Annotated in this window: 29 protein-coding genes; 25 read left to right on the forward strand and 4 right to left on the reverse strand. The window is 35.7% G+C overall.

Annotated elements, in window-relative coordinates; genetic code table 11:
• Positions 1-282: 282 nt before the first annotated feature.
• From AC6BKE_RS17860 to AC6BKE_RS17885, 6 genes are all read left to right on the forward strand, one after another.
• Positions 283-1,176, forward strand: a complete 894-nt coding sequence (locus AC6BKE_RS17860; RefSeq protein WP_340808914.1) for a TetR/AcrR family transcriptional regulator — start codon at positions 283-285, stop codon at positions 1,174-1,176.
• Between the two features lie 133 nt (positions 1,177-1,309).
• Entirely contained in the window at positions 1,310-1,642 is a 333-nt protein-coding gene (locus tag AC6BKE_RS17865) for a hypothetical protein (protein ID WP_499857504.1), read from the forward strand.
• A gap of 75 nt (positions 1,643-1,717) precedes the next feature.
• Positions 1,718-2,164 (forward strand): HTH domain-containing protein, encoded by a 447-nt coding sequence (locus AC6BKE_RS17870; protein ID WP_499857505.1) that lies wholly within the window; start codon positions 1,718-1,720, stop codon positions 2,162-2,164.
• A gap of 318 nt (positions 2,165-2,482) precedes the next feature.
• On the forward strand, positions 2,483-3,799 hold the full coding sequence (locus tag AC6BKE_RS17875; RefSeq protein WP_499857507.1) for a spore germination protein: 1,317 nt from the start codon (positions 2,483-2,485) through the stop codon (positions 3,797-3,799).
• The gene (locus AC6BKE_RS17880) at positions 3,796-4,887 is read left to right on the forward strand and encodes a GerAB/ArcD/ProY family transporter (protein WP_499857508.1); all 1,092 of its coding nucleotides are present in this window, start codon (positions 3,796-3,798) and stop codon (positions 4,885-4,887) included. Before AC6BKE_RS17875 ends, AC6BKE_RS17880 begins: the two co-directional genes overlap by 4 nt.
• Positions 4,865-5,923, forward strand: a complete 1,059-nt coding sequence (locus AC6BKE_RS17885) for a Ger(x)C family spore germination protein (protein WP_340811043.1) — start codon at positions 4,865-4,867, stop codon at positions 5,921-5,923. Before AC6BKE_RS17880 ends, AC6BKE_RS17885 begins: the two co-directional genes overlap by 23 nt.
• A gap of 65 nt (positions 5,924-5,988) precedes the next feature.
• On the opposite strand, the gene AC6BKE_RS17890 is transcribed toward AC6BKE_RS17885, so the two are convergent.
• From AC6BKE_RS17890 to AC6BKE_RS17900, 3 genes are all read right to left on the reverse strand, one after another.
• On the reverse strand, positions 5,989-6,642 hold the full coding sequence (locus tag AC6BKE_RS17890; RefSeq protein ID WP_499857509.1) for a FusB/FusC family EF-G-binding protein: 654 nt from the start codon (positions 6,640-6,642) through the stop codon (positions 5,989-5,991).
• Between the two features lie 243 nt (positions 6,643-6,885).
• Positions 6,886-8,070: a tyrosine-type recombinase/integrase gene (locus AC6BKE_RS17895; RefSeq protein ID WP_499857510.1), complete on the reverse strand. Its 1,185-nt coding sequence runs from the start codon at positions 8,068-8,070 to the stop codon at positions 6,886-6,888.
• Positions 8,071-8,225: 155 nt separating this feature from the next.
• A complete protein-coding gene (locus AC6BKE_RS17900) occupies positions 8,226-8,711 on the reverse strand; it encodes a helix-turn-helix domain-containing protein (protein WP_499857512.1) in 486 nt (161 codons plus the stop codon).
• A gap of 182 nt (positions 8,712-8,893) precedes the next feature.
• Here AC6BKE_RS17900 and AC6BKE_RS17905 point away from each other — a divergent pair, with 182 nt between their 5' ends.
• The 3 genes from AC6BKE_RS17905 (at position 8,894) to AC6BKE_RS17915 (ending at position 9,772) form a co-directional block, all read left to right on the forward strand.
• Positions 8,894-9,067 carry a hypothetical protein gene (locus AC6BKE_RS17905; protein ID WP_499857514.1) on the forward strand — a complete coding sequence of 58 codons (174 nt, stop codon included), beginning with the start codon at positions 8,894-8,896 and terminating at the stop codon, positions 9,065-9,067.
• A gap of 158 nt (positions 9,068-9,225) precedes the next feature.
• Positions 9,226-9,441: a hypothetical protein gene (locus AC6BKE_RS17910; RefSeq protein ID WP_197412982.1), complete on the forward strand. Its 216-nt coding sequence runs from the start codon at positions 9,226-9,228 to the stop codon at positions 9,439-9,441.
• A 115-nt stretch (positions 9,442-9,556) separates the two neighbouring features.
• Positions 9,557-9,772 (forward strand): hypothetical protein, encoded by a 216-nt coding sequence (locus AC6BKE_RS17915; protein WP_058843123.1) that lies wholly within the window; start codon positions 9,557-9,559, stop codon positions 9,770-9,772.
• Here AC6BKE_RS17915 and AC6BKE_RS17920 read toward each other — a convergent pair.
• Positions 9,758-10,105 (reverse strand): hypothetical protein, encoded by a 348-nt coding sequence (locus tag AC6BKE_RS17920; RefSeq protein WP_499857517.1) that lies wholly within the window; start codon positions 10,103-10,105, stop codon positions 9,758-9,760. The genes AC6BKE_RS17915 and AC6BKE_RS17920 overlap by 15 nt on opposite strands.
• A 138-nt stretch (positions 10,106-10,243) precedes the next feature.
• On the opposite strand from AC6BKE_RS17920, the gene AC6BKE_RS17925 reads away from it, so the two are divergent.
• The 16 genes from AC6BKE_RS17925 (at position 10,244) to AC6BKE_RS18000 (ending at position 19,043) form a co-directional block, all read left to right on the forward strand.
• Positions 10,244-10,615, forward strand: coding sequence for a hypothetical protein (locus tag AC6BKE_RS17925; RefSeq protein ID WP_499857519.1), 372 nt, complete (start codon positions 10,244-10,246; stop codon positions 10,613-10,615).
• Positions 10,616-10,649: 34 nt separating this feature from the next.
• Entirely contained in the window at positions 10,650-11,000 is a 351-nt protein-coding gene (locus AC6BKE_RS17930; protein WP_499857521.1) for a hypothetical protein, read from the forward strand.
• Positions 11,001-11,289: 289 nt separating this feature from the next.
• Positions 11,290-11,457 carry a DUF6906 family protein gene (locus tag AC6BKE_RS17935; protein WP_499857522.1) on the forward strand — a complete coding sequence of 56 codons (168 nt, stop codon included), beginning with the start codon at positions 11,290-11,292 and terminating at the stop codon, positions 11,455-11,457.
• A gap of 234 nt (positions 11,458-11,691) precedes the next feature.
• Entirely contained in the window at positions 11,692-12,603 is a 912-nt protein-coding gene (locus tag AC6BKE_RS17940; protein ID WP_499857525.1) for a rolling circle replication-associated protein, read from the forward strand.
• Entirely contained in the window at positions 12,600-13,355 is a 756-nt protein-coding gene (locus AC6BKE_RS17945) for a ParA family protein (RefSeq protein ID WP_499857527.1), read from the forward strand. The genes AC6BKE_RS17940 and AC6BKE_RS17945 overlap by 4 nt, the downstream gene beginning before the upstream one ends.
• 44 nt (positions 13,356-13,399) lie before the next feature.
• Positions 13,400-14,368: a ParB/RepB/Spo0J family partition protein gene (locus AC6BKE_RS17950; protein WP_499857528.1), complete on the forward strand. Its 969-nt coding sequence runs from the start codon at positions 13,400-13,402 to the stop codon at positions 14,366-14,368.
• Between the two features lie 58 nt (positions 14,369-14,426).
• The gene (locus tag AC6BKE_RS17955) at positions 14,427-14,666 is read left to right on the forward strand and encodes a hypothetical protein (protein ID WP_499857529.1); all 240 of its coding nucleotides are present in this window, start codon (positions 14,427-14,429) and stop codon (positions 14,664-14,666) included.
• A 32-nt stretch (positions 14,667-14,698) separates the two neighbouring features.
• Positions 14,699-15,244 carry a Holliday junction resolvase RecU gene (locus AC6BKE_RS17960; protein ID WP_499857531.1) on the forward strand — a complete coding sequence of 182 codons (546 nt, stop codon included), beginning with the start codon at positions 14,699-14,701 and terminating at the stop codon, positions 15,242-15,244.
• Positions 15,245-15,443: 199 nt separating this feature from the next.
• A complete protein-coding gene (locus AC6BKE_RS17965) occupies positions 15,444-15,755 on the forward strand; it encodes a hypothetical protein (RefSeq protein WP_499857533.1) in 312 nt (103 codons plus the stop codon).
• A gap of 117 nt (positions 15,756-15,872) precedes the next feature.
• On the forward strand, positions 15,873-16,469 hold the full coding sequence (locus AC6BKE_RS17970; protein ID WP_499857534.1) for a hypothetical protein: 597 nt from the start codon (positions 15,873-15,875) through the stop codon (positions 16,467-16,469).
• Positions 16,470-16,493: 24 nt separating this feature from the next.
• Positions 16,494-16,724, forward strand: a complete 231-nt coding sequence (locus tag AC6BKE_RS17975; protein ID WP_499857536.1) for a hypothetical protein — start codon at positions 16,494-16,496, stop codon at positions 16,722-16,724.
• Positions 16,721-17,011 (forward strand): hypothetical protein, encoded by a 291-nt coding sequence (locus tag AC6BKE_RS17980; RefSeq protein ID WP_499857538.1) that lies wholly within the window; start codon positions 16,721-16,723, stop codon positions 17,009-17,011. Before AC6BKE_RS17975 ends, AC6BKE_RS17980 begins: the two co-directional genes overlap by 4 nt.
• Positions 17,012-17,046: 35 nt before the next feature.
• Entirely contained in the window at positions 17,047-17,421 is a 375-nt protein-coding gene (locus AC6BKE_RS17985; RefSeq protein ID WP_499857540.1) for a hypothetical protein, read from the forward strand.
• Between the two features lie 24 nt (positions 17,422-17,445).
• On the forward strand, positions 17,446-18,174 hold the full coding sequence (locus tag AC6BKE_RS17990; protein WP_499857542.1) for a hypothetical protein: 729 nt from the start codon (positions 17,446-17,448) through the stop codon (positions 18,172-18,174).
• Between the two features lie 39 nt (positions 18,175-18,213).
• Entirely contained in the window at positions 18,214-18,408 is a 195-nt protein-coding gene (locus tag AC6BKE_RS17995) for a hypothetical protein (protein WP_499857543.1), read from the forward strand.
• 38 nt (positions 18,409-18,446) lie between these two features.
• Positions 18,447-19,043 carry a hypothetical protein gene (locus AC6BKE_RS18000; RefSeq protein WP_499857545.1) on the forward strand — a complete coding sequence of 199 codons (597 nt, stop codon included), beginning with the start codon at positions 18,447-18,449 and terminating at the stop codon, positions 19,041-19,043.
• Positions 19,044-19,082 lie beyond the last annotated feature (39 nt).

Here is a 19,082-nt window from a genome sequence, read left to right on the forward strand (position 1 = left end):
GTACGAAATCAAGAGGGATGCAAGTGATCAAGTGTTAATTACAGCAGCCTATTTAGTGGTCAAAATTATAAAATGAAGGAATACAAGCAAGCGATTGCAGAGTACAACAGATGCATCCATGATTCCACTTGCTTAACTCATACTGTTGGAGTCAGTGCCTTGATTTCGCAGATTGTCTCCTAGTAGCATTCATGTTAGAGCTTATGCTAGATTTTGAGAAATTTTGTTTTACTAGTATAATTGGAATATATTCGTTATTGTGTTTTGAGATGGGAGAAATGTATGAAAGATCGTAAGCAAGTGGTCATCGAAGCAACATTGCAATTATTTACTGAAAAAGGGTATCAGCACACATCGGTTCAAGATATTTTAGATAAAGCCAATATTTCAAAGGGGACATTTTATAACTATTTTTCATCCAAAAATGAATGTCTTTCAGCTGTGCTCGAACAAAATCGTCTAGAAAGAAATGTTTTAAAAGAGGAAATTCTAGTCGGCAAGAAAATAGATGATATAGAAGTTTTAGTTGAACAATTAATCGCTTCCTTAAGGATTAAAGAAAAATATAACTTAATGCCTTTATTTCGAGAAATCTCTTTTTTGCATGATGAAGAGTTGCAAAAAATTCTTGCTGAACACCGTTTTTATGAAATCACATGGCTAAAAAATAGATTTTATGATATTTATGGGGAGGATGGAAAGCCCTATTATTATGAGTGTGCAATCATATTTTTTGGTACGTTCCAGTATATATCCTTTTATTGGAATTTAGCAACTAAGACAACAATTGATATAAAAAAGGTAGTCTACAGATCGATAAAGTATGTAGAAAGTTTTCTTCCAGAAATGATTGAGAGTGGAGAAATATTATTAGAGCCAAATGATATGTATTTGCTTGAAATGGATTCAGCGTACAAGCCGATCACAAACGATCAAATTCAAAAGAAACTAGAACTGTTTTATAAAAAAATATCGACGGTTGAGCTTCAGCAAAAATCAACGGAACTAACGACGTTACTTTTGGATGAAATGAATAGAGAAAAGCCGCGCATAAGCGTTTTAGAACTCATTATCCAACCATTTCGTAGTTCTTTTTCTGACACAATTTATAAATATGAAGCGGAAGAAATCGCTAATCTTTGCTGGCTTTATATGAAAAGTCCAAACAAAGCATAATGACCAGACCAGCTTTTTCTCATAAAGTTGGTCTTTTTCGTCTATCCATGGCCAAATTAATAGGGCGTTGCAATTACTAATTCAGGAAATATTATTTGCATTTTACATTACAGCTTTATGTAGAAAGGTCGTGATGAAAGTAAGGGGATTATGGTTAACCACAATAAAAGTATTGTTAGAATTAATAAGAATTGTTTTGATTTTTCTCATTTTTGGATGCTTGCTGTGGGGAGGCGTAAGGCTTATTTATACTACTTTACGAATAAATGTCGATGGTACTTACGGAGGCTGGCTAGGAGGAATCGCCATATATTTTTTATTGTTTGTCCTCTATCGTAATAAACTACAATTTTCAGGTTTTTATGATGACCCAAAGCAACAAAAACTACCTAGAAAAATAACTTACATTTTAGTTACTGGCTCTATTTTTCTATTAATACTTCCGCTGTTGCTCTCGATTAAATAGCGTCTTGATTTTATGCATTGCCCCACTTTTACGTGGTATATAATGGATATGACTAAAAGTAAAGGAGTTAGGACGATGCCAGAATTTAAGAATAGGGCAGAAGTATCTTTTATCACGAATATATCCCGATTTGATTACCTGAAAGAACAACTACAAGAAGTAGCTGGAAAATTTAATTTCAATCATCTTCAGCTTTCCAAAATAGTTGATTTACCGATAAATGAGCTGGAAAGTTTGCTAAATGGTAAGGGGAATATTACGACTGACCAGCAGGAAATAATAGAGCATAAATTAGCCAAGTTATGTTTTGGTTTTCAAGGTTTTGATGCAAAAGAAAGAGCAACATTGCTCTTGAATGATCTCGTTAAGGATTACATGTTTTCAACAGCAAGTATCGCAAAAATAATTCATGTAGAAGAAAAGGAACTCAACGATTTTAGACAAGCACAAGTAATGGATAGAGAGGCAGAATTGAAAATATGTGTGAATGTGATTCTGCTACATTTTGTTTTACATAACTAATAAGCCCACATCGCCTTTACACGGGAATTGCCAGAAGAGATATAGAAGGATATTATTATCCATTTCATTATGACGAAATGCAAAATGGTGTATTGACAGACAAACTTTGTATACAGATTAGCGGATGATATTTATAGATCGAAATCCTACCCGTTAGTCTCGCGATGACAACCACTCCTTGAAGAGTGGTTTTTTGTTGTTTCCGACATAATAGTTATAGGCGCTTTCTGTATATTGAATGTAGACATAAGTTTTTGTATAAAAATATCGTTTAACTCTCAAAATAAAAGAAAATTTGATTGATCGTGGGGTACTCTAATGGAGAATATGATGATGGAACTGAGCTCTAAGTTTGCAGATCATGATGATTTTTTCGTGGAGGAAGAGCTAATAGATCAAACAACCATCTATCTTATGGGATTTAAAACATTGATTGATTTTGCCAAGTCCAATCTATACATTCGGCAAATGGCTGCTTCATCTGCCTCAGTAGGGGAGCTTTTTACAAACCTTAGTGATCAACTTGATATGGATATTGAACAAATTGTCAATGCTGTGTTGGAGGGGAAATTGATCGTCTTATCTCAAGAAGGACGCCAAAATGCGATAGTTGATCCTATTTCCATCAATTTAACAAGAAGTATTGAAGAACCGAAAAATGAAAGCCCTATTCAAGCTTCTATGGATGCATTTGTTGAAGATATTCATGTAAATGTTGGACTTATTCGAAAAAGGCTGAAAACGGCAAGGCTCTCTCATTGTACCTTTCAAGTGGGCGAGCTAGAAAAACGTAATTTGTCCATGTTATATATCAATGGAAGAGCATCAAGTGATCTTATTGAAAAAGTCAATCAGCAGTTAAAAGAAATTGACACGGATATTGAATCCATTGATGATTTGAACAAGTATTTTGGTGTTCGGAGAGGGAGTCCTGTTAGTCATTTTTTCCCGACAGAAGTGCCGATACAAGCCATTCATGCATTAAAAAAGAATAGAATTGTCCTTTTTTTAGATAATTACCCTTTCGCCCTAGTTTTTCCACATCTATTGCCAGACATGTTTAGTATTGTGAATGATCGAAACTTCCCGTATGTGCTATCAGTTATGCTTCGCGTTCTTCGGGTCGTAGGCGCTATACTGACGCTAATTCTGCCTGCATTGTATGTCGCGTTAGTATCTGTCAATCCTGAGATATTCAAATTTGATCTTGCATTATTTGTGGCAAAAAGCAGAGAAGGGATTCCTGTTCCTGCTTTGCTTGAAACGATTATCATGGTCGTATTAATTGATTTAATATTGGAAGCGATTGTAAGACTGCCGAAAAGTATTGGACCGACCATTTCAATGGTAGGAGGCGTTATATTAGGCCAAGCAATGGTTGAAGCGAAATTAGTCAGTACCTTATTAGTAATTGTCATTACAGCCATTGTTATTTCAAGCTCGGTCGTAGCAGGTATTCAAAATTCGTTATACATTCGTTTATTAAAATATCCTATTTTAATTTTAGCATCTATTTTCGGCATTCTTGGTATATTTACTGGTTTAGCACTTACTGGCATTTATTTGGCGAGTTTAACTTCATTTAATATTCCGTATACGACATTTCGCTTGAAAAGAGAAGGAGATACTAAGTGACCCATAGGTTTCAAATTGGTATAGTTTTTTTTATTATCCATTTAAGCTTTGGTTTTCTGCTTTACCCTGATCTCATCTATTCGTTGACAGATGCGGGGCATTGGTTAGTCATTTTGTGTCAGGGTGTATTGCAATTAATGTTAATTTCACTCTACATTAAAGGTTTGAATTTTTTTCCTAATCAAGATATTATTGATATTTATTTAAAAATGGGACGGTTGGTTGCATTCATCATCCTGCTACCATTTGTCCTGAATTTAACGGTACTTGTTGCGCTTAATATCCGTACCTATACAGAGGTAATTAATTCTTTATTTTTATTACGAACACCGCATTGGCCAATAGCCTTATTGCTTTATTTTATATCGGCTTATACGGCAACAAAAGGCTTAGGGACAATATTGCGATCTTCCGTATTTATTTTTTTTATGATTACTCCTTTCATACTGTTTATCATTGTCTCTTCCATAGTAAATTTTGATTTTCATAATGGATTCCCAATACGAAATTCATCGTTTGAGTTCTTACTAGATATCCATTTTTACTATCTCATTGGATTTTCAGCATTTTTATTTTTAGGATTTATGGTTTCTAAAAAACCATTGGTATTTCGAGATATTTTTATAGCCTGGTTTTCTGTCATCATGGTTTACTTAGCCTTTGTTTATATACCACTTTTTATTTTTGGACAAGAAACAGTTGTTACCATGTCCTTACCCTTTGTAGTAGCGATGGACTCAGTTGATATTCGTTGGCTAGCTTTTAACCGCCAAACGATGTTCTTTGGTATTTCTTCAATTGGCTTTATGTTAATTTTTAATGCTGTGATGCTTTGGATGATTAGTCAAATTATGCAGAAATTATTCAGCAGGCTTCACGTAAAATCAGCATGGTGGATTATGATCTTTTCACTTATTGGATATACTGCAGGATTATTTATTCCGAATCAAGTTTGGACAAATACATTGATTTTGTTAAATAGAGGGGCTCAAGTTTATTTTATGCTTATGATCCCTGTAACGGTATATATCTATGGCATTGTGATAAAGAGAAAGGTGACGAACGATGAAAGAAAATCATCCTTGTAGCATGCTCATTATATGTATGTTTTTGCTATTACCTTTTCTTGGCGGATGCTGGGATGTGAAAGATATCGATAAAAGATTATTACCTTTGGTTATAGGTATTGCTAAGGAGAATGAGGACTATCATGTGACGCTGCAAATCCCCATTACACAAAAGGAAAATGAAGTATCAAGAATTGTAACAGGCAAAGCTGATACGGTTTTAAAGGTGCTAGGGGAAGTTCGTACAAACTCTGAAGAAGCAGTGGATTACTCCCATATAGAATTAATTGTCATTCAAAGCAACTTGGCGGCCGATCAAGCGGAATTAAGGGAGCTCATAAAATTTTTAATGGATTCGGAAGAAATCCCTTCGAGAGCATTGTTAACCATAACTGATGATAAAATCGACAAAGTCCTTTCCAACATTAACGATAAATTAGGGGTGAATGCGACTTCCATTTACAATTACTTTAACAAAGGGGCAGGGTGGGCACCTGAGATAACAAGCATTCATATTTGGGAAGTATACCGAAGTCTATTTTCTTATACAAAAGATATTACAGTTCCAGTTGTTCGTGCTGGAAATGATACAGTGTTAGTCTATGAAGGCTCTATGGTGTTGAAAAATGGTGAATTAATGGCAAGAATTAATTCAGATGAAAGCCAGCTAAGTAAGCTATTTCAAAACGCGAATGCAAAGGGGAAAATCGAAAGCCTTGATTTAGCGAGTATTATGGTGGTCAACAGTTCCCTTAAAAATAAAGCCTCTTTGAAGAACAATAAACCCGTTGTGGCAAGTCATTTAAAATTAAAAATCGATATTTTAGAGAGAAAAAAAGATGTGTCAAATGACCAAATTATGAAAGAGCTAACAAAGCTTATGGAAAAACGGTTTTATGATATGTTTGAACAAGCCCAAGCAAATGGGGTGGAGATTTTCGGATTTGGACAACTCTTTCGTGATCAGCTTTCCTATCAAGAACTAAGGAACTGGAGAGAAGGCTTCTATCCTCACTTGAAGGTGGATTTCCAGGTGAATGTGAGTGTAGACTCGTAGCTATCTTGTGGCATAAAGAAGGGCAGAAATGTTGCTTGCACAACACTTCTGCCCTTAATCAATCGCTATTTTTTCGTAATGCGCTCGAAAAATTCGACGGTTTTATTCATATCTGTAACATGTTCATTGCACGTCTTACTATCCGCACAAATGTAATTGCTATGGGAGGTAAATGTGCCAATGACCTGTCCTTTGATCGAGGTAGTAAACAAGCCAACATCTGCATGGCGATTACAGATGGCGCAAATGCCGCGTACAGTGCTGTTGGCAAATGTGCCTTTAATACCTGCTAACTGTCCATTTTGATCAAGGACAACGTATTTTCGATGTGTGCCGGGGTCATCCCATGCAAGATAACAAATTCGCTGGAAATCGAGTGCTTCTAGATTTGGTAGCTTTAGCTTTTTCTCCTTTTTAAATAAGGTTTTAAGCGTACTGGCTGTCACTGGCTTGAACGGGATGACATATGGCTTTAATTGTTCTAAAAAGGCATCCCCTTGCGCCGGATCTGTTATAGCAAAAAGTTGTTCAATCAGCTTTGTTTCCGTTGCTGATAACTCTAATTTTGTCGTTACCTCTGTATCCACAAGGCCCCGAACTGCTAGGATGACGTTTTTATCGTTCGTTGTCGTAAGAGCATGTAAAATTTTATTTAATTGCTGTTCTAGTAAATGATAATTAGCGACCGTTAAAAACGGCTGAATTGTTTGTTGTTCCATTTGAAATCTCTCCTGTTTAGTAGGCTATTTTATAAACTTTTGGCCTAAAGAGATCATTCAATTTTAGGTTATTTGTATAACTTAATCTAGACCTCTTTGACCTAAAGAAGACGTTCTAGAGCAAGCATTACAAGTGAATGCTATCATTTCGATCCCTCCTTTAATGGAAACGTTGATTTATATAGGTTTTATATGAGGTTTTATAATAGGTTGAATTAGACAGGTGACCAATAAGCGACCAATCTACATTAACTTGTTAAATATCTTCAAATCTTTGGCTTTATCTTCATCAGTCAGGTGACCGTAAGTGCCTATAGACATATTAACATGTGAATGTCCCAATTGCTCTTGTATTGTTTTGAAATTTACTCCCTTTACAATGGCATAAGAAGCGAAGGTGTGTCTCAAACCATGTAAGTTTATATATTTCAGTTTATTCAGTTTTACAAACTGTGACCATGCTCTGGATAACGAATTAGGCAGTACAGGATATCCGAAATTGTTGGTATACAATAAATCCATTTCGATTCCATCCTCAGTAAAAGCAGGACACCATTCATTTTTTCTTTTCTTATCTAATTTTTGTAATCTGTGATGAATGGCATATTCTTTAATTTCACACATGAACAATTCAGGTACGATAATTGTGCGAGATTTTTTATTTTTTGGTGGGCCAAATGAAAACACCTTGTTTTTCTCATCAAAGTGTAATTGTTTATTAATATAGAGTTTGTTATGATCGTAATTTATGGAATCATGCGTTAGCCCAGCTATTTCCGAGCGCCTTAAACCTAACATGAAAGCTAATTTGAATGCTATGCGATGTTTAGGGTTAGCATTGTGTAATTTATCAAGCAGCAATGCTAAATCTTTTTCGTCATAGTGTTTTAATTCACGCTCTTTTTTTTCAATTTGAGGTAACTGTATTGTATCCGTAGGATTTTCACCGATTAATTTCATATTTAATGCAAATGAAAATATGCTTTTCAATACAATATACTTGTTTTTGAAATTTTTATTGCCTGCATCTAATTCATGCTTGAAGTATTTTTCAATGTTAAGTGGCGTAATTTTATCTAAAATGTGTTTTTCAAAATACGGATAGATGGATTTATCAACGATCTTTTTATATTCTGTCTGGGTACGTGGGGCTAATTTACTCAAATGTAAATCTTCCCACAACTCTTTAATGAATCGTCCAACTGTCATCCCTTTAATAATGTTATTGTTCTTTTTCAAATTCTCGTGAGCTTGAATCTCAGCTTCTTTGATTGCATTTTTAATTGCTCTAGCAGACAAACTTTTTAATCGAACAGTTTTAAAAAGCCTTATACGTTCCCCAGTCGTTTCGTCATACCCTAGTTCGATAGTTATTTTGATACCTGGCTCTCCCTTTTTATTGGGAGGCAATTCAACGTAACTAGACATATTAATTCACCTCATATTAAACTTCATACTTTAAAACAAAAGAGCAAGACAAATGGCTTGCTCTTTTAATTAATTTGCAAATTAATTAAGTAGATATAAAAGAATCTTATCTAAGTATTCAAGTGTTGTGACAAATTATCATTTACTTACTTTTCTTATCCTATCAAGCCTTTTCTTAGCTCTTGTGAAGCTGATGACGTTCTCACTTTTTTCTCAGCTTCTAATTCTTTTCGATAGCTTTCTAATTCTGCCTCGATTTCATCCTCCACGGTTGTAGCAGCAGTTTCGGTATGCTTGCTAAATATCCCGCTGAATAAGCCCATAAGTTCGTTACGAGTTTCAGGTGGTAACTCCATATAACCTCTCATAATATCAATTTCTAAATCAGAAAGATTATATTTTTTCGCTTTTTCGTCTAAAGAAAATGTTTCTTCTTCTAAAAACACTTCACCTTCACCAGTGCGTAGCCATACCTCATTAACATTAAATTCACGGCAAATATCTGAAAGTATCCTGTCCGTTACTTCTCTAGCGCCATTTTCTAAAGAAGAAATATGCGTTTGGGATAACCTCATTCTATCGCCCATCTCTTTTTGATTTAAACCTAGGCTTTTTCTAAGGGATTTTAAGCGTTCATTCAATTGGCATCACCTCCTTATTTAAAATCATCGTACATCATGAATTAACTCATTGCAATATTTTTCGACAGAAATATGTTGACTAATAACTCAAAGAAATATATATTTAACTCAAAGAGATATGCAGAATAGAAAATACTGTATAGCGGTAGTAACTCTAATCACATTTGAAAGGAGTGAGACAAGTGGATGTAATCTATGACATCAAAGATGAAGCGGTTTTCGACAATTTAGCAACCAAATTGGAGGACATGACTGAGCAAGAAAAACAAGCTTTCATGATGTTGCTTCAGGGGTATCAAGCTGGTATTCGGGTGGGTCTGCGCATTGCAAAAGGGAATCAAGAAGAGCCAGCTTAGAAAAAATTTATGGCTGTTTTAAATTTCAGAGGATAAATAGTGCATGTCGAGTCTGTAGTAGAAGGAAATAATTTAGTTTAATCCTTAACAATAGTAACTATTAATTTCTTTGGTGCTATAGACAAGGCATGAACACATCAATTGATGGAGGGAAGAGCATGAGAACTGTTAGAGGCGTAAAAGCAATTGTGGAATACCTAGCAAGTGTTAATTGTCCGATGGGGAAATCAACGGTAGACAAGCTAATACGGACTAAGGAAATTCCGCACATGCGTTTTAGTGAACGGGTTATAGTTTTTAACCTAGATAAAATAGATGAATGGCTAAAAGGTGCAGATAATCAATCAGAATCAGACCAACAAAAGTTGGGTTGAACCTTATTACAAACAAGTGAATGCGCTGTGATACCAAGCCAGTGACGGTATAGTCGTAACTTATAGCTGATGTGACGGTAGCAATGTTAATCCATTTTGAAGGTGGTGAGAGTGAATGACTTTAAAAGAAATGTACGAAATAGGGAAAGTAGAACGGGCTGAGATGCAGGAAATGAATGAGCAATTCATGCAATATAGAAAAGCTCACTCATTGGGTGAAATGAGTGAGCAGGAATACGAAAACAAACGCAACGCACACATAAAGAAAGCAAGAGAGTTGATGATGCAGATTTCTAGAAAGGAAGCAGAAATGCGTCTAAACACCCACTAGAAAATCATCAAGTTTTCTTCCTATTTTTTTAAAAGAAGCATGCATTTTGTCAATGGTTTCTTCATCATCATAAGCACTAATCTTGTAAGTTATTAATTCGGTGTGAAAAAAATGGGTGGCACTATTTAGTGCAAGTAGTTCATCTTTTTCGAAAGTGTAATTTTCGGCTTCGAATTTAAATTTAGCTAATGTCGTGTTACTTCTGGTATGTCTTTCATCAGATTCGCTACAAGAATATAAATGGCAATTCTTGATAGCCCAATCAAGAGCGGTATTTACTAGTGTTTTATCGTAGTCATTCAAGTCTTTAAAGATGCTAGATGCGTTTATCACTGTATATCACCTCACTTTCTAGGTGAATTATACCAAATATTTGAAGTGTTGTGATACCTAACCGACGAAGGTATAGTCGTAACTTATAGCTGATATGACGGTAGCAACGTCAAACCATTCAAAAGGAGGTGAACCAATATGTCAAATGAAGTGACGCTTGAAGCAATTAAAGCATTTGTCAATAAAGTAAATGAGAGTCAACAAACAATGAAAAAACTATTTGAGTTAGAAATGAAAATGTATCTTTTTAGTACTACTTCTGAGTATCACAATTTGCGTGAAGTGTTAAATAAAGATGCTAAAGCTCTTGGCATATCTGCAATTCGTCAGAGCAAGCGTGGGCTGATGGTTGCTTTAACAACACAAATTTTTGACAGTTTAAATTTAGAAATCACTAATACAAAAGATTCGGGCATTTTTATATATTGTGAATCTGATGTAGGTGAGATGGTTTTGAATACTTATAGACTTCAATTAGCTAGACTTCAATCAGATATTAAAGGGATGTAAACATCGAAATCTATTTAACATTGGAGGAATGAAAATGCTCAATCAATTACAACAAGCATACAACAAAGGACTGAAAAATTTGGTATTCGTGGATTTTTCGAATAAGAATGTTGCTGGTGAAATGAAGAAATCCGAGTTGGAACTTGCAAATCAAAAGGCATGTTGTGAGGATGTCATGAATGCCATTGCATTATTAATACGTAAAGGTGATTTTGATTCCGTTCGTGAGCGATTGGGAGCTTTAGAAAAAAGCGTTGATTATATGGAGCGGTTGGAAAATCACATAAAAGAACAACATCGAAGTAGATTCTATGAAATTGCTAGTAGTTTAAGTGAGCAAGGTTGGTCTGCGAAAGTGGTGAAATCCAATGCGAATCAAAATTAGAGCATGGAGAAATATGACGGTGAAACAACGTATTAATTGTTTGAGGTATGTATCAAATAAAAAACTGCTCAATCGTTGGAGCGATCAAGCAGCTTAAATAATACATCTTGGTTTAGTCAATGGAAACAGTATATCAAGAAACGGTGCGAGTGTCCACTCGCTTCCGTCAAGCAGTCTATAAATCTATAAATTTCCCCTTTAGGTGCAATAAAAGATGCACTAAACATTTATAGGCTGCTTGATGGGACAAGTTATCAACCATCAAAAGAATAATGGAAGGAGCATTGTTATGAGAGTAAAACGTCCACGAAAATTCACTCGTGAGGAAAAAATGTATCTCAGCAGTATTCGGCTCAATTGTAATAACTGGCTGTTTGTGTCTGCGGACGAGCAGTATTGGCAAATCAAAAATAGAGAAAAGGGGCACATCAAAAAAGTGCCAGCACCGACAAAATAAAAAAGTTGCTAAACGCTGGAACGTTTAGCAACTTGGTAAAAATTGAAGCGCCCACGACAGCGCAACACGTTAATTGACTGATGAAAAGTGTATGTATAAAGCATACCACGCACATATAAAACAGTCAATTGACGTCCTTGTATGGAGTATTAAGTTTACGACCACGAAGAAAAAAGTGTAGTGACTCTAACAAACATACTAGGTGCTATACATGATTGACTGGGGGATAGGCATATGAAGAGTGCTCCGTTTAATGCGCTTAATAATAGAATCGACATAGAAGATTATGAAGAAATATTCACAGTAGATGAAGATGCAATTGAAGATCGTATAGAAAACCTACGTGATAAGCAAATAGTTAAGTGTCGAAGAAAGACAATTAAGAGCGGAAATATACTTGAATGTGAAATCTATCCTATTCGTTCTGATATGGGTAAGTGGGAGCGTGGAAAAAAGAAGCAAGATGGCAGAAGTAGATTGGCGCAAAAAAATTTGAATTTGAAAAATGCTGTAAAGCACTTTGTAAGATTAGTGAATAGAAATTTCACTTCTGAAGATATTACATTGCATCTTACGTATGACAATTTTAATTTGCCTGAAAGTTACGAGCAAGCAAAAAAAGATGTAACAAATTATATACGTCGTATCAAACGTTATATGCAAAAGATGGGATTAGGAGAGCTTAAATACATCTATGTTATAGAGTTTGCTGATACGGAAGGGAAAAAGGTAAGGGTACATGCCCACATTATCATGAATTTCAGTGACCGCACTATAGCAGAGGAATTATGGGCTAAGGGGCGTGCTAATTCACGGCAGTTGCAACCGAATGAAAGTGGATTAAAAGGGATTGCTCAATACATGATGAAGCAACAGCGCAAAGACAGTACAAAACGTTATACACCTTCTCGCAATTTGAAACAACCAATTATCACAATAGCAAACAACAAAGTAACAAGAAAACGTGCGGAACGAATTGCGCTAAATCAAAATACTGCTCATGAAATATTCGAAAAAATGTATCCAGGTTATCAATTTAATGAAATCAAAGTTAAATATAGTCCTTTTGTTTCAGGTGTCTATATATATGTGGAGATGATACGAATTGATAACCCAGTAAAAACTAAAAGGAGATTAGATATATGAAAATAATCAGCATTATCAACCTAAAGGGTGGAGTAGCTAAAACAGTTTCGGCTATTAATATCGCACATATATTGGTGTCTATGCATGAGAAGCGTGTATTGCTCATTGATAACGACAAGCAAGGTAACACTTCGAAGTTCTTTGGTTTGTATGATCCTGTAAGTGATGGATTATCAGAGTTATTAACAGTAAGGGGATTAGATGTGGATAATGTCATTCGTAAAACAGCCTATGAGGGGCTAGATATTATCACCGCAAATATGAATTTGCTACGTGCTAATAAAGAAATCTTGATGGACGTATCGCTACCACAGCAAACGAGATTACGTAAAAAGCTAGAGCAAGTGAAAGAACGATACGACTATGTGATTATCGACAATGCACCCGATTTAAATATGACTGTGGTTAATGCATTAGTAGCTTCTAATGATGTGCTCATACCAATCAAAATCGACCAATTTAGTTTCGATGGATTAGAGCAAATCTTAGAGCAAATCGAAGATGTAAGCGAGTTTAACGGGGATATTCGTTTTGCTGGGTGTTTTGTCACGATGTATCAGCGTAGCAGTGTTAACACGCAAGGAGCGGAGCTATTAGAGCAACAAGGTTATCCAGTGTTTGCTACACGGATTAGAAAGACTGTAAAAGTAGATGAAATGACCTTCACTGGAAAGCCGTTGTTAGAGTATGCGAAGCGGTCAACGGCTTGCGTGGATTATGTAGCCCTAGTGAATGAATACTTAAATATGTGACACATTCGGACACATTACACATCTTTTAAGAAAGGAGTGAGCAAATGTCGAAATTCAATCTATCACAACTTATGAGTAAGGAATCACAGAAGCAAAGTGTAGCGTTTAAGGTTGACCATATTCCACTCGAAAAGTTGTTTCCGTCAGAAATGAATAAGTACGTAGTAAAGGATGTAACAGAGCTTAAAGCTAGCATTGAACTTCAGGGGCTACAACAAAATTTAGTGGTACGTGAAGTTGAAGGTGGTTATGAGGTTATAAGTGGTCATAGACGTTTAAAAGCCATGCAAGAGCTTTATGAGGAAGGTAACGAGGAATTTAAACGTATACCTTGCAAAATCCAAAAATCAGTAGATGACATTCAAGCTGAATTGCAATTAATTATGGCTAATTCTACTGCTCGTGAATTAACAGATTACGAGAAAACATATCAAGCAGCCAGACTGAAAGAATTGCTAACTGAACTGAAGAAAAGCGGTGTTCCGTTCTCTGGAAGAAAGCGAGACATCATTGCACAACTTATGAACGTTTCCCCTACGCAAATTGCTCGAATGGACAGTATTAACAATAAGTTAATTCCTGAACTGAAGGAAGAATTTAGCAATGAAAAAATTAATTTTACCACAGCATATGAAACATCGAGACTGCCAGAAGAACAGCAACAAGAAGCGGTTAAGGAATTTAAGGAAGGTAAACCTTTAACGCCAACTATTGCAAAAGAGATGCAGCAAGAAATCATTGAGTCTGAGCAAAAGGAAAAACCGATGACCCATGAGTTAGACAGCTATACACCGCAATTTGAAGGGATAAAAGCTGGATTAAAAACTTTTATGTACGGTTTTAATAATCAAAGCTTTCGAGTGGGTGACAAGTTGAAAATAAATGAATTTGACTATGACAAACAAGTATATACAGGAAGTTTTGTCGAGGTTAGAGTCATCTATTTGCAAGAAGGTGGAGAGGATGACATACCAGAGGATTACATCATCATGAGTATTAAAAAAATTAGATAACAAAATGCGGTTCATTTATTGGACCGCATTCAATTGGTCTTGTAAGGAGCGTTAAGCCATGTCAATTGTGCAATTAAGTATGTTTGAATGCGATACAAATATTCAACGTAACGACTATGTTTATCGGCAATTAGAGGCGTTACAAACTGATGGCACGTTGCGCATTGGGGATATACAAGTAAGTCGTAATGAAAAGTTCTATGTCGTAGCTAAAGAAGCGGAATTTGAAGAAGTTTTTAACATTTATAAAATTCAAAAATGCTATGAATTTATCAATGAAAAATTAATGAATAAATAAATATAGAAAATCAAGTGAGGGGTTGAGATGTAATGAGGAAACAAAAGCAATCTTATTCACGCAGCCATGCGAACAGAGGAAAAGTCTTCGAAAATTTAATTGACGGGACAAACAATCAATATCGTAATAACAACTTTGCTGACGTCCGAAAAGTACCAACGCCAGTGAAGATTGCAGAAGTAAAAGGAAAAGATGTTGAGGGTAAATTTGGTAGTGCGACATGGGTAGATTATAGCGGTGTGTACAAAGGGCAAGCCATCATATTTGATGCAAAGGAAATCCGTCGTGGTACTAATTTCCCTTTGAAAAACTTAACTAAAAAGCAATATGAGCAATTACGTTCTTGGCATTTTAACGGTGGGAAATCATTTTTATTAATTTGCTTCTGGCTAGAAGGAAAAAATGAACCTGAAATTTATCTGCTTAAATTTGAGCAATTAGAAACTGCTTGGGTAGCTGCGGAACAAGGTGGTGCGAAATCCATACCACTTCAATTTTTCCGAGATCATTGCCCTCGAATCAGATCAGGGATATATACAGTTCATTATTTAGAAGCGGTAGGGGTTGATAATGGCTGAATATTGGAGCGCTAAACAAGGATGTTATATCAAGTGTCCAGTGAAGGACTGCAACCACATAGGCATTGTTATTACTGAAGCGCATTGTCGCATGGAACACGGAATGACTCGTGAAGAAATACGGAAAGAATATGGGTTGCCGCACAATGTATCCAGACGTAAAGCAAATTCAAAAAAATAAAAAGGGTGGGGCTAAATAATGTTAGAGGTTATAAACAAGCGTATAGTCGTAACTCGAAAAGCTCATACGTGTTTTGGCTGTGAAAATGAAATAGAAAAAGGTAAAAGTGCGGTTTACGTTAATGCCAAGGAAGATGAGCAGCGTATACAATTTCATTTGCATGAGGAATGCAACAAAATGATTATGAAAGATTTATGGTTTGCTGGTGGCGGTCTTTACCGTGGGTGTATTAAAGATGCTAAGAGATCAGAAGCTGTGAACGGGATTAAATTTTCTCCTGATGAAGGGCTGCCATTCCCAATGAAATTCAATAAAAGGGCGGAGGCGTGAGGATTGAAATTTAAAAAATGGTTCTTGTCGATGCCTCTAGAAAAAAGGTTGTATTTAATCAGTAATGCTATTAATGCTGTCGGAATTTTCAAAAGAAGCGGAAGGGGATGAAAATAAATGGAAACTACAGGAGAAACGATTGTTCACCAAATGCACTTTCACTATGAGCCTCTTGTATTAACTAAGTTGCTTATGGACATCCATATTGAGAAGTTTTTTGATTCTGAGGAAGGTAAGCGTAAATCAAAAGCTCATAGATTTGCTATCTTTGAATTTCTAAGAACAATGGAAGATGAAGAATTAGAATCCATTCTACATGTCTTTGTAAAAAAAGAAGGTTATGAAGAAATAACATTTAAAGACACTGAACATGATTTTAATTCGATATACGAAATTGTTTGTGGATTACAACGTTTTAAAGACTTAGAAAATCACTTCATCAAAAAAGGATATGCAGGGAAAGGTGTGTTCGATGAACAGGATAAGAAATTTTATCCTTGTAGCTTTGCAGGGCATTGGGCAACCATTACCGCAGTTATAGAAGCGCAATACCCTCACTTATTTAACGCATTCAGTGAGATGTCTATTTTTAATGACAAAGATAGTTTTGAAGGAGATAGTTTTGAAGGAATTACAAGAAAAGAGATTGATGACTTCATATTGTCCAACTTCATTTTGATTGGTGAGACAAGGCAAATATCGGATTACCTGTAAGTTATATATTCAGGAGGAAGTGTTATGGATAATCCTGTTTTAGTCTTTAAAGGCGAGAAAATCGAGGTAAGGAAAGTATTTAACTGTCTTTTTAAACACGAAATAACTGAGGAATTAATACGTGTTTGGTATCAAGATTTTGACGGCTACCTCGTTTATGAAAAATGTCTGGATAGTCTGCGGAAGAAAAGAAAAATTACATTTGGTGAATTATTCAGAGACTACGAAAGAGTTTGGGAGGATGAGTGTACGTGAAGATTGTTGTATCAAAGGAGCAATTTGAACAGGTACGCCAAGTTGAAAAGGTGCTAGGGATAAAAATAGCTTTAGCACCTGAAGAACAGCAACTACGTGTCGTTGATAATGTAGATGGACAGTGGGGGATTTATCAAGTGCTACGTTGTTATAGGGTCGCAATGAATTACTTTGCCGAAGTGAAATTGATTGAGCCAGCCAAATCAGAACAAGAAGCGGTTATGAAATTTATGGCGAATCAACACAAAATGGCGAAAGAAGGAAAATTAAAAGTCGTACTTTATTGAAAGATATTGTGCAGTAACTAGGAAGGGGAAAAGAGATGCCGAGTTTTACTTTAAAAGTTGTAAATGAACGCCTTGTTATCGATTTAAATAAAATGACGGACGACTATTCGGAATCGTATGGGTATGATGGCAAACCAAGTTATTACGACGTTGGCGAGCTTGCTACTACAGCGTCATTCGCAGAAGTAGAACTAACACCACAGCAATTAGATAAAATCATGGCTGAATATGAAAACGGCGGTGAATGTGGCTGGTGCGGAGAAATAGCGACGGAATTAAGTGGGCCGCATTTAATGGATTTTGTACCGGGTGAAAAAATGTGTCGTGGCTGTTGGGAACATGATCGTGATATGTATTTAGGTTCTGTTGGTACAGATATTGGAGAATTTAAGCCGATAGGGAGCAAATGAAAGAAAATGTGCAGAGGTGATACCGTGAAAGAATCAGATTTATTTGAACCGTTAAGAGAGTTCTTGTATCAAAAAATGGGTTGCCAGCAAGTATATGCTGAGGTCAGTGATATTGATGTGGTAGGCAAACATGGAAATGTTTATGTAGGTGTAGAGATGAAAACATCGCTCAATTTCAAAGTGATTGAGCAAGCAATAAGTCGCAAGGGTCTAGTTGATTATGTATTTATTCTTGTACCAGAGCCGAAAAATCAACATCATCGCAAATTTATCTTAGATTGGATCAAGGGATTAGGTATCGGGTTAATGTATTATACAGCCAATCGAAAAACCTTAGCAGAAATAAATGGTGTAAGAATAGTTCATTGGGGAAAGAGGCAGCGACCATCCGAATATTTTCATATTGCAGATCGTATCAACGATGAAATTCATTTGGTGAATATCGGTGGTTCTAAGGGTGGGGAAACAATAACGGAATATAAGCTCACAATTGAAAAAATAAAAGAATGTTTATATTTTCACCGTACAGGAATGACTATTGATGAGCTGTTGGATAACGTGCAAACCCATTACGCTAATCCTAAACCGTCCACAATGGCTACATTAAGAGCCAAATGGAATGAAGATTGGCTAGAAATTTTCACAACAGAGGATAAAAAACTAAAATATCGCATGAAAGAATCTTATCGTGAAGGATACTGGAAGGAACATAAAGAACGACGTGTAGAAATACGGGCTAAGAATCGTTCTTAATTTTTTCAGAAGGAATATTGCATAGGAAGGGTGAAATGAATGACGCAAACTCTATCAATAAATCACGGTGAATATGATTTTACTAGATTTGAACAAGCGGTAAAGACTCTACAAGAAGAATACGGTTATGAAGGTCTTGCTTGGGATATGGTTGTAGCAAGTGATGACTTTGAAATATTAGCGGATTTTTTAGAAGCGGATGGGTTACATGTTGAATTGGAAGGTGACTATTGAGTGTAGTGCCAATTTTACAGAATAAAGGGGAGATATAAATGGAACAGAGAGAATTACAATTGTACCAGCTAAAATTTAATACAGCACAAATGACAGTTGAAACAATCCGAGATATGTATACGACAACGCCGCCAGCTAATGAAGAATTAGAAGCGTTGCTGAAAGCTTATCATAATTTACATGGTAATGAATTTCTAGGTCTATGTTTTGGTTATGCACCAGATTCATGGTCAATTCATACGTGGAATGATGAAAACGACGATGCCATTCGTGATTTTGTCTATCAAATAGAACAAGATGAGATGTTTGGCACATATCATGATGCACGTGAGGAATTTTTATCAAAATGGGCAAATGGCGAATATGAGCCGAGTGCTTCATGGCATATTCCGAAAGCATTTGTTGAAGTCATTGAGCCATTCAACAACTTAGAACGTGCGAAAGAACAAATTGTCGAAGGACTAATAGCAATGGAACGGTTAGATGATAATAAAAACTTACACACATATGTAATAGAACGCGATTTAACTGATGACCAAGCAAAGCAATTACAGCAATTATTTTTAGCAGATGAAAATAATAATGCTGTTGAAATACGCAAAAGCGAACAGGGTAGATGGGAAGCTGTTTATTAAACACAATGAGGAACATATCAAATTTTTATATGTTCCTCA

The organism is Lysinibacillus sp. COL-1 (genome assembly GCF_059814265.1).

Coding starts and splice junctions, on each gene's coding strand:
- AC6BKE_RS17935 (WP_499857522.1), top strand. CDS start 11,290: ATGAGAGTAAAACGTCCACGAAAATTCACTCGTGAGGAAAAAATGTAT.
- AC6BKE_RS17875 (WP_499857507.1), top strand. CDS start 2,483: ATGGAGAATATGATGATGGAACTGAGCTCTAAGTTTGCAGATCATGAT.
- AC6BKE_RS17995 (WP_499857543.1), top strand. CDS start 18,214: ATGACGCAAACTCTATCAATAAATCACGGTGAATATGATTTTACTAGA.
- AC6BKE_RS17890 (WP_499857509.1), bottom strand. CDS start 6,642: ATGGAACAACAAACAATTCAGCCGTTTTTAACGGTCGCTAATTATCAT.
- AC6BKE_RS18000 (WP_499857545.1), top strand. CDS start 18,447: ATGGAACAGAGAGAATTACAATTGTACCAGCTAAAATTTAATACAGCA.
- AC6BKE_RS17970 (WP_499857534.1), top strand. CDS start 15,873: ATGGAAACTACAGGAGAAACGATTGTTCACCAAATGCACTTTCACTAT.
- AC6BKE_RS17925 (WP_499857519.1), top strand. CDS start 10,244: ATGTCAAATGAAGTGACGCTTGAAGCAATTAAAGCATTTGTCAATAAA.
- AC6BKE_RS17930 (WP_499857521.1), top strand. CDS start 10,650: ATGCTCAATCAATTACAACAAGCATACAACAAAGGACTGAAAAATTTG.
- AC6BKE_RS17950 (WP_499857528.1), top strand. CDS start 13,400: ATGTCGAAATTCAATCTATCACAACTTATGAGTAAGGAATCACAGAAG.
- AC6BKE_RS17865 (WP_499857504.1), top strand. CDS start 1,310: ATGAAAGTAAGGGGATTATGGTTAACCACAATAAAAGTATTGTTAGAA.
- AC6BKE_RS17955 (WP_499857529.1), top strand. CDS start 14,427: ATGTCAATTGTGCAATTAAGTATGTTTGAATGCGATACAAATATTCAA.
- AC6BKE_RS17965 (WP_499857533.1), top strand. CDS start 15,444: ATGTTAGAGGTTATAAACAAGCGTATAGTCGTAACTCGAAAAGCTCAT.
- AC6BKE_RS17945 (WP_499857527.1), top strand. CDS start 12,600: ATGAAAATAATCAGCATTATCAACCTAAAGGGTGGAGTAGCTAAAACA.
- AC6BKE_RS17960 (WP_499857531.1), top strand. CDS start 14,699: ATGAGGAAACAAAAGCAATCTTATTCACGCAGCCATGCGAACAGAGGA.
- AC6BKE_RS17985 (WP_499857540.1), top strand. CDS start 17,047: ATGCCGAGTTTTACTTTAAAAGTTGTAAATGAACGCCTTGTTATCGAT.
- AC6BKE_RS17975 (WP_499857536.1), top strand. CDS start 16,494: ATGGATAATCCTGTTTTAGTCTTTAAAGGCGAGAAAATCGAGGTAAGG.
- AC6BKE_RS17885 (WP_340811043.1), top strand. CDS start 4,865: ATGAAAGAAAATCATCCTTGTAGCATGCTCATTATATGTATGTTTTTG.
- AC6BKE_RS17915 (WP_058843123.1), top strand. CDS start 9,557: ATGACTTTAAAAGAAATGTACGAAATAGGGAAAGTAGAACGGGCTGAG.
- AC6BKE_RS17870 (WP_499857505.1), top strand. CDS start 1,718: ATGCCAGAATTTAAGAATAGGGCAGAAGTATCTTTTATCACGAATATA.
- AC6BKE_RS17940 (WP_499857525.1), top strand. CDS start 11,692: ATGAAGAGTGCTCCGTTTAATGCGCTTAATAATAGAATCGACATAGAA.
- AC6BKE_RS17860 (WP_340808914.1), top strand. CDS start 283: ATGAAAGATCGTAAGCAAGTGGTCATCGAAGCAACATTGCAATTATTT.
- AC6BKE_RS17910 (WP_197412982.1), top strand. CDS start 9,226: ATGAGAACTGTTAGAGGCGTAAAAGCAATTGTGGAATACCTAGCAAGT.
- AC6BKE_RS17895 (WP_499857510.1), bottom strand. CDS start 8,070: ATGTCTAGTTACGTTGAATTGCCTCCCAATAAAAAGGGAGAGCCAGGT.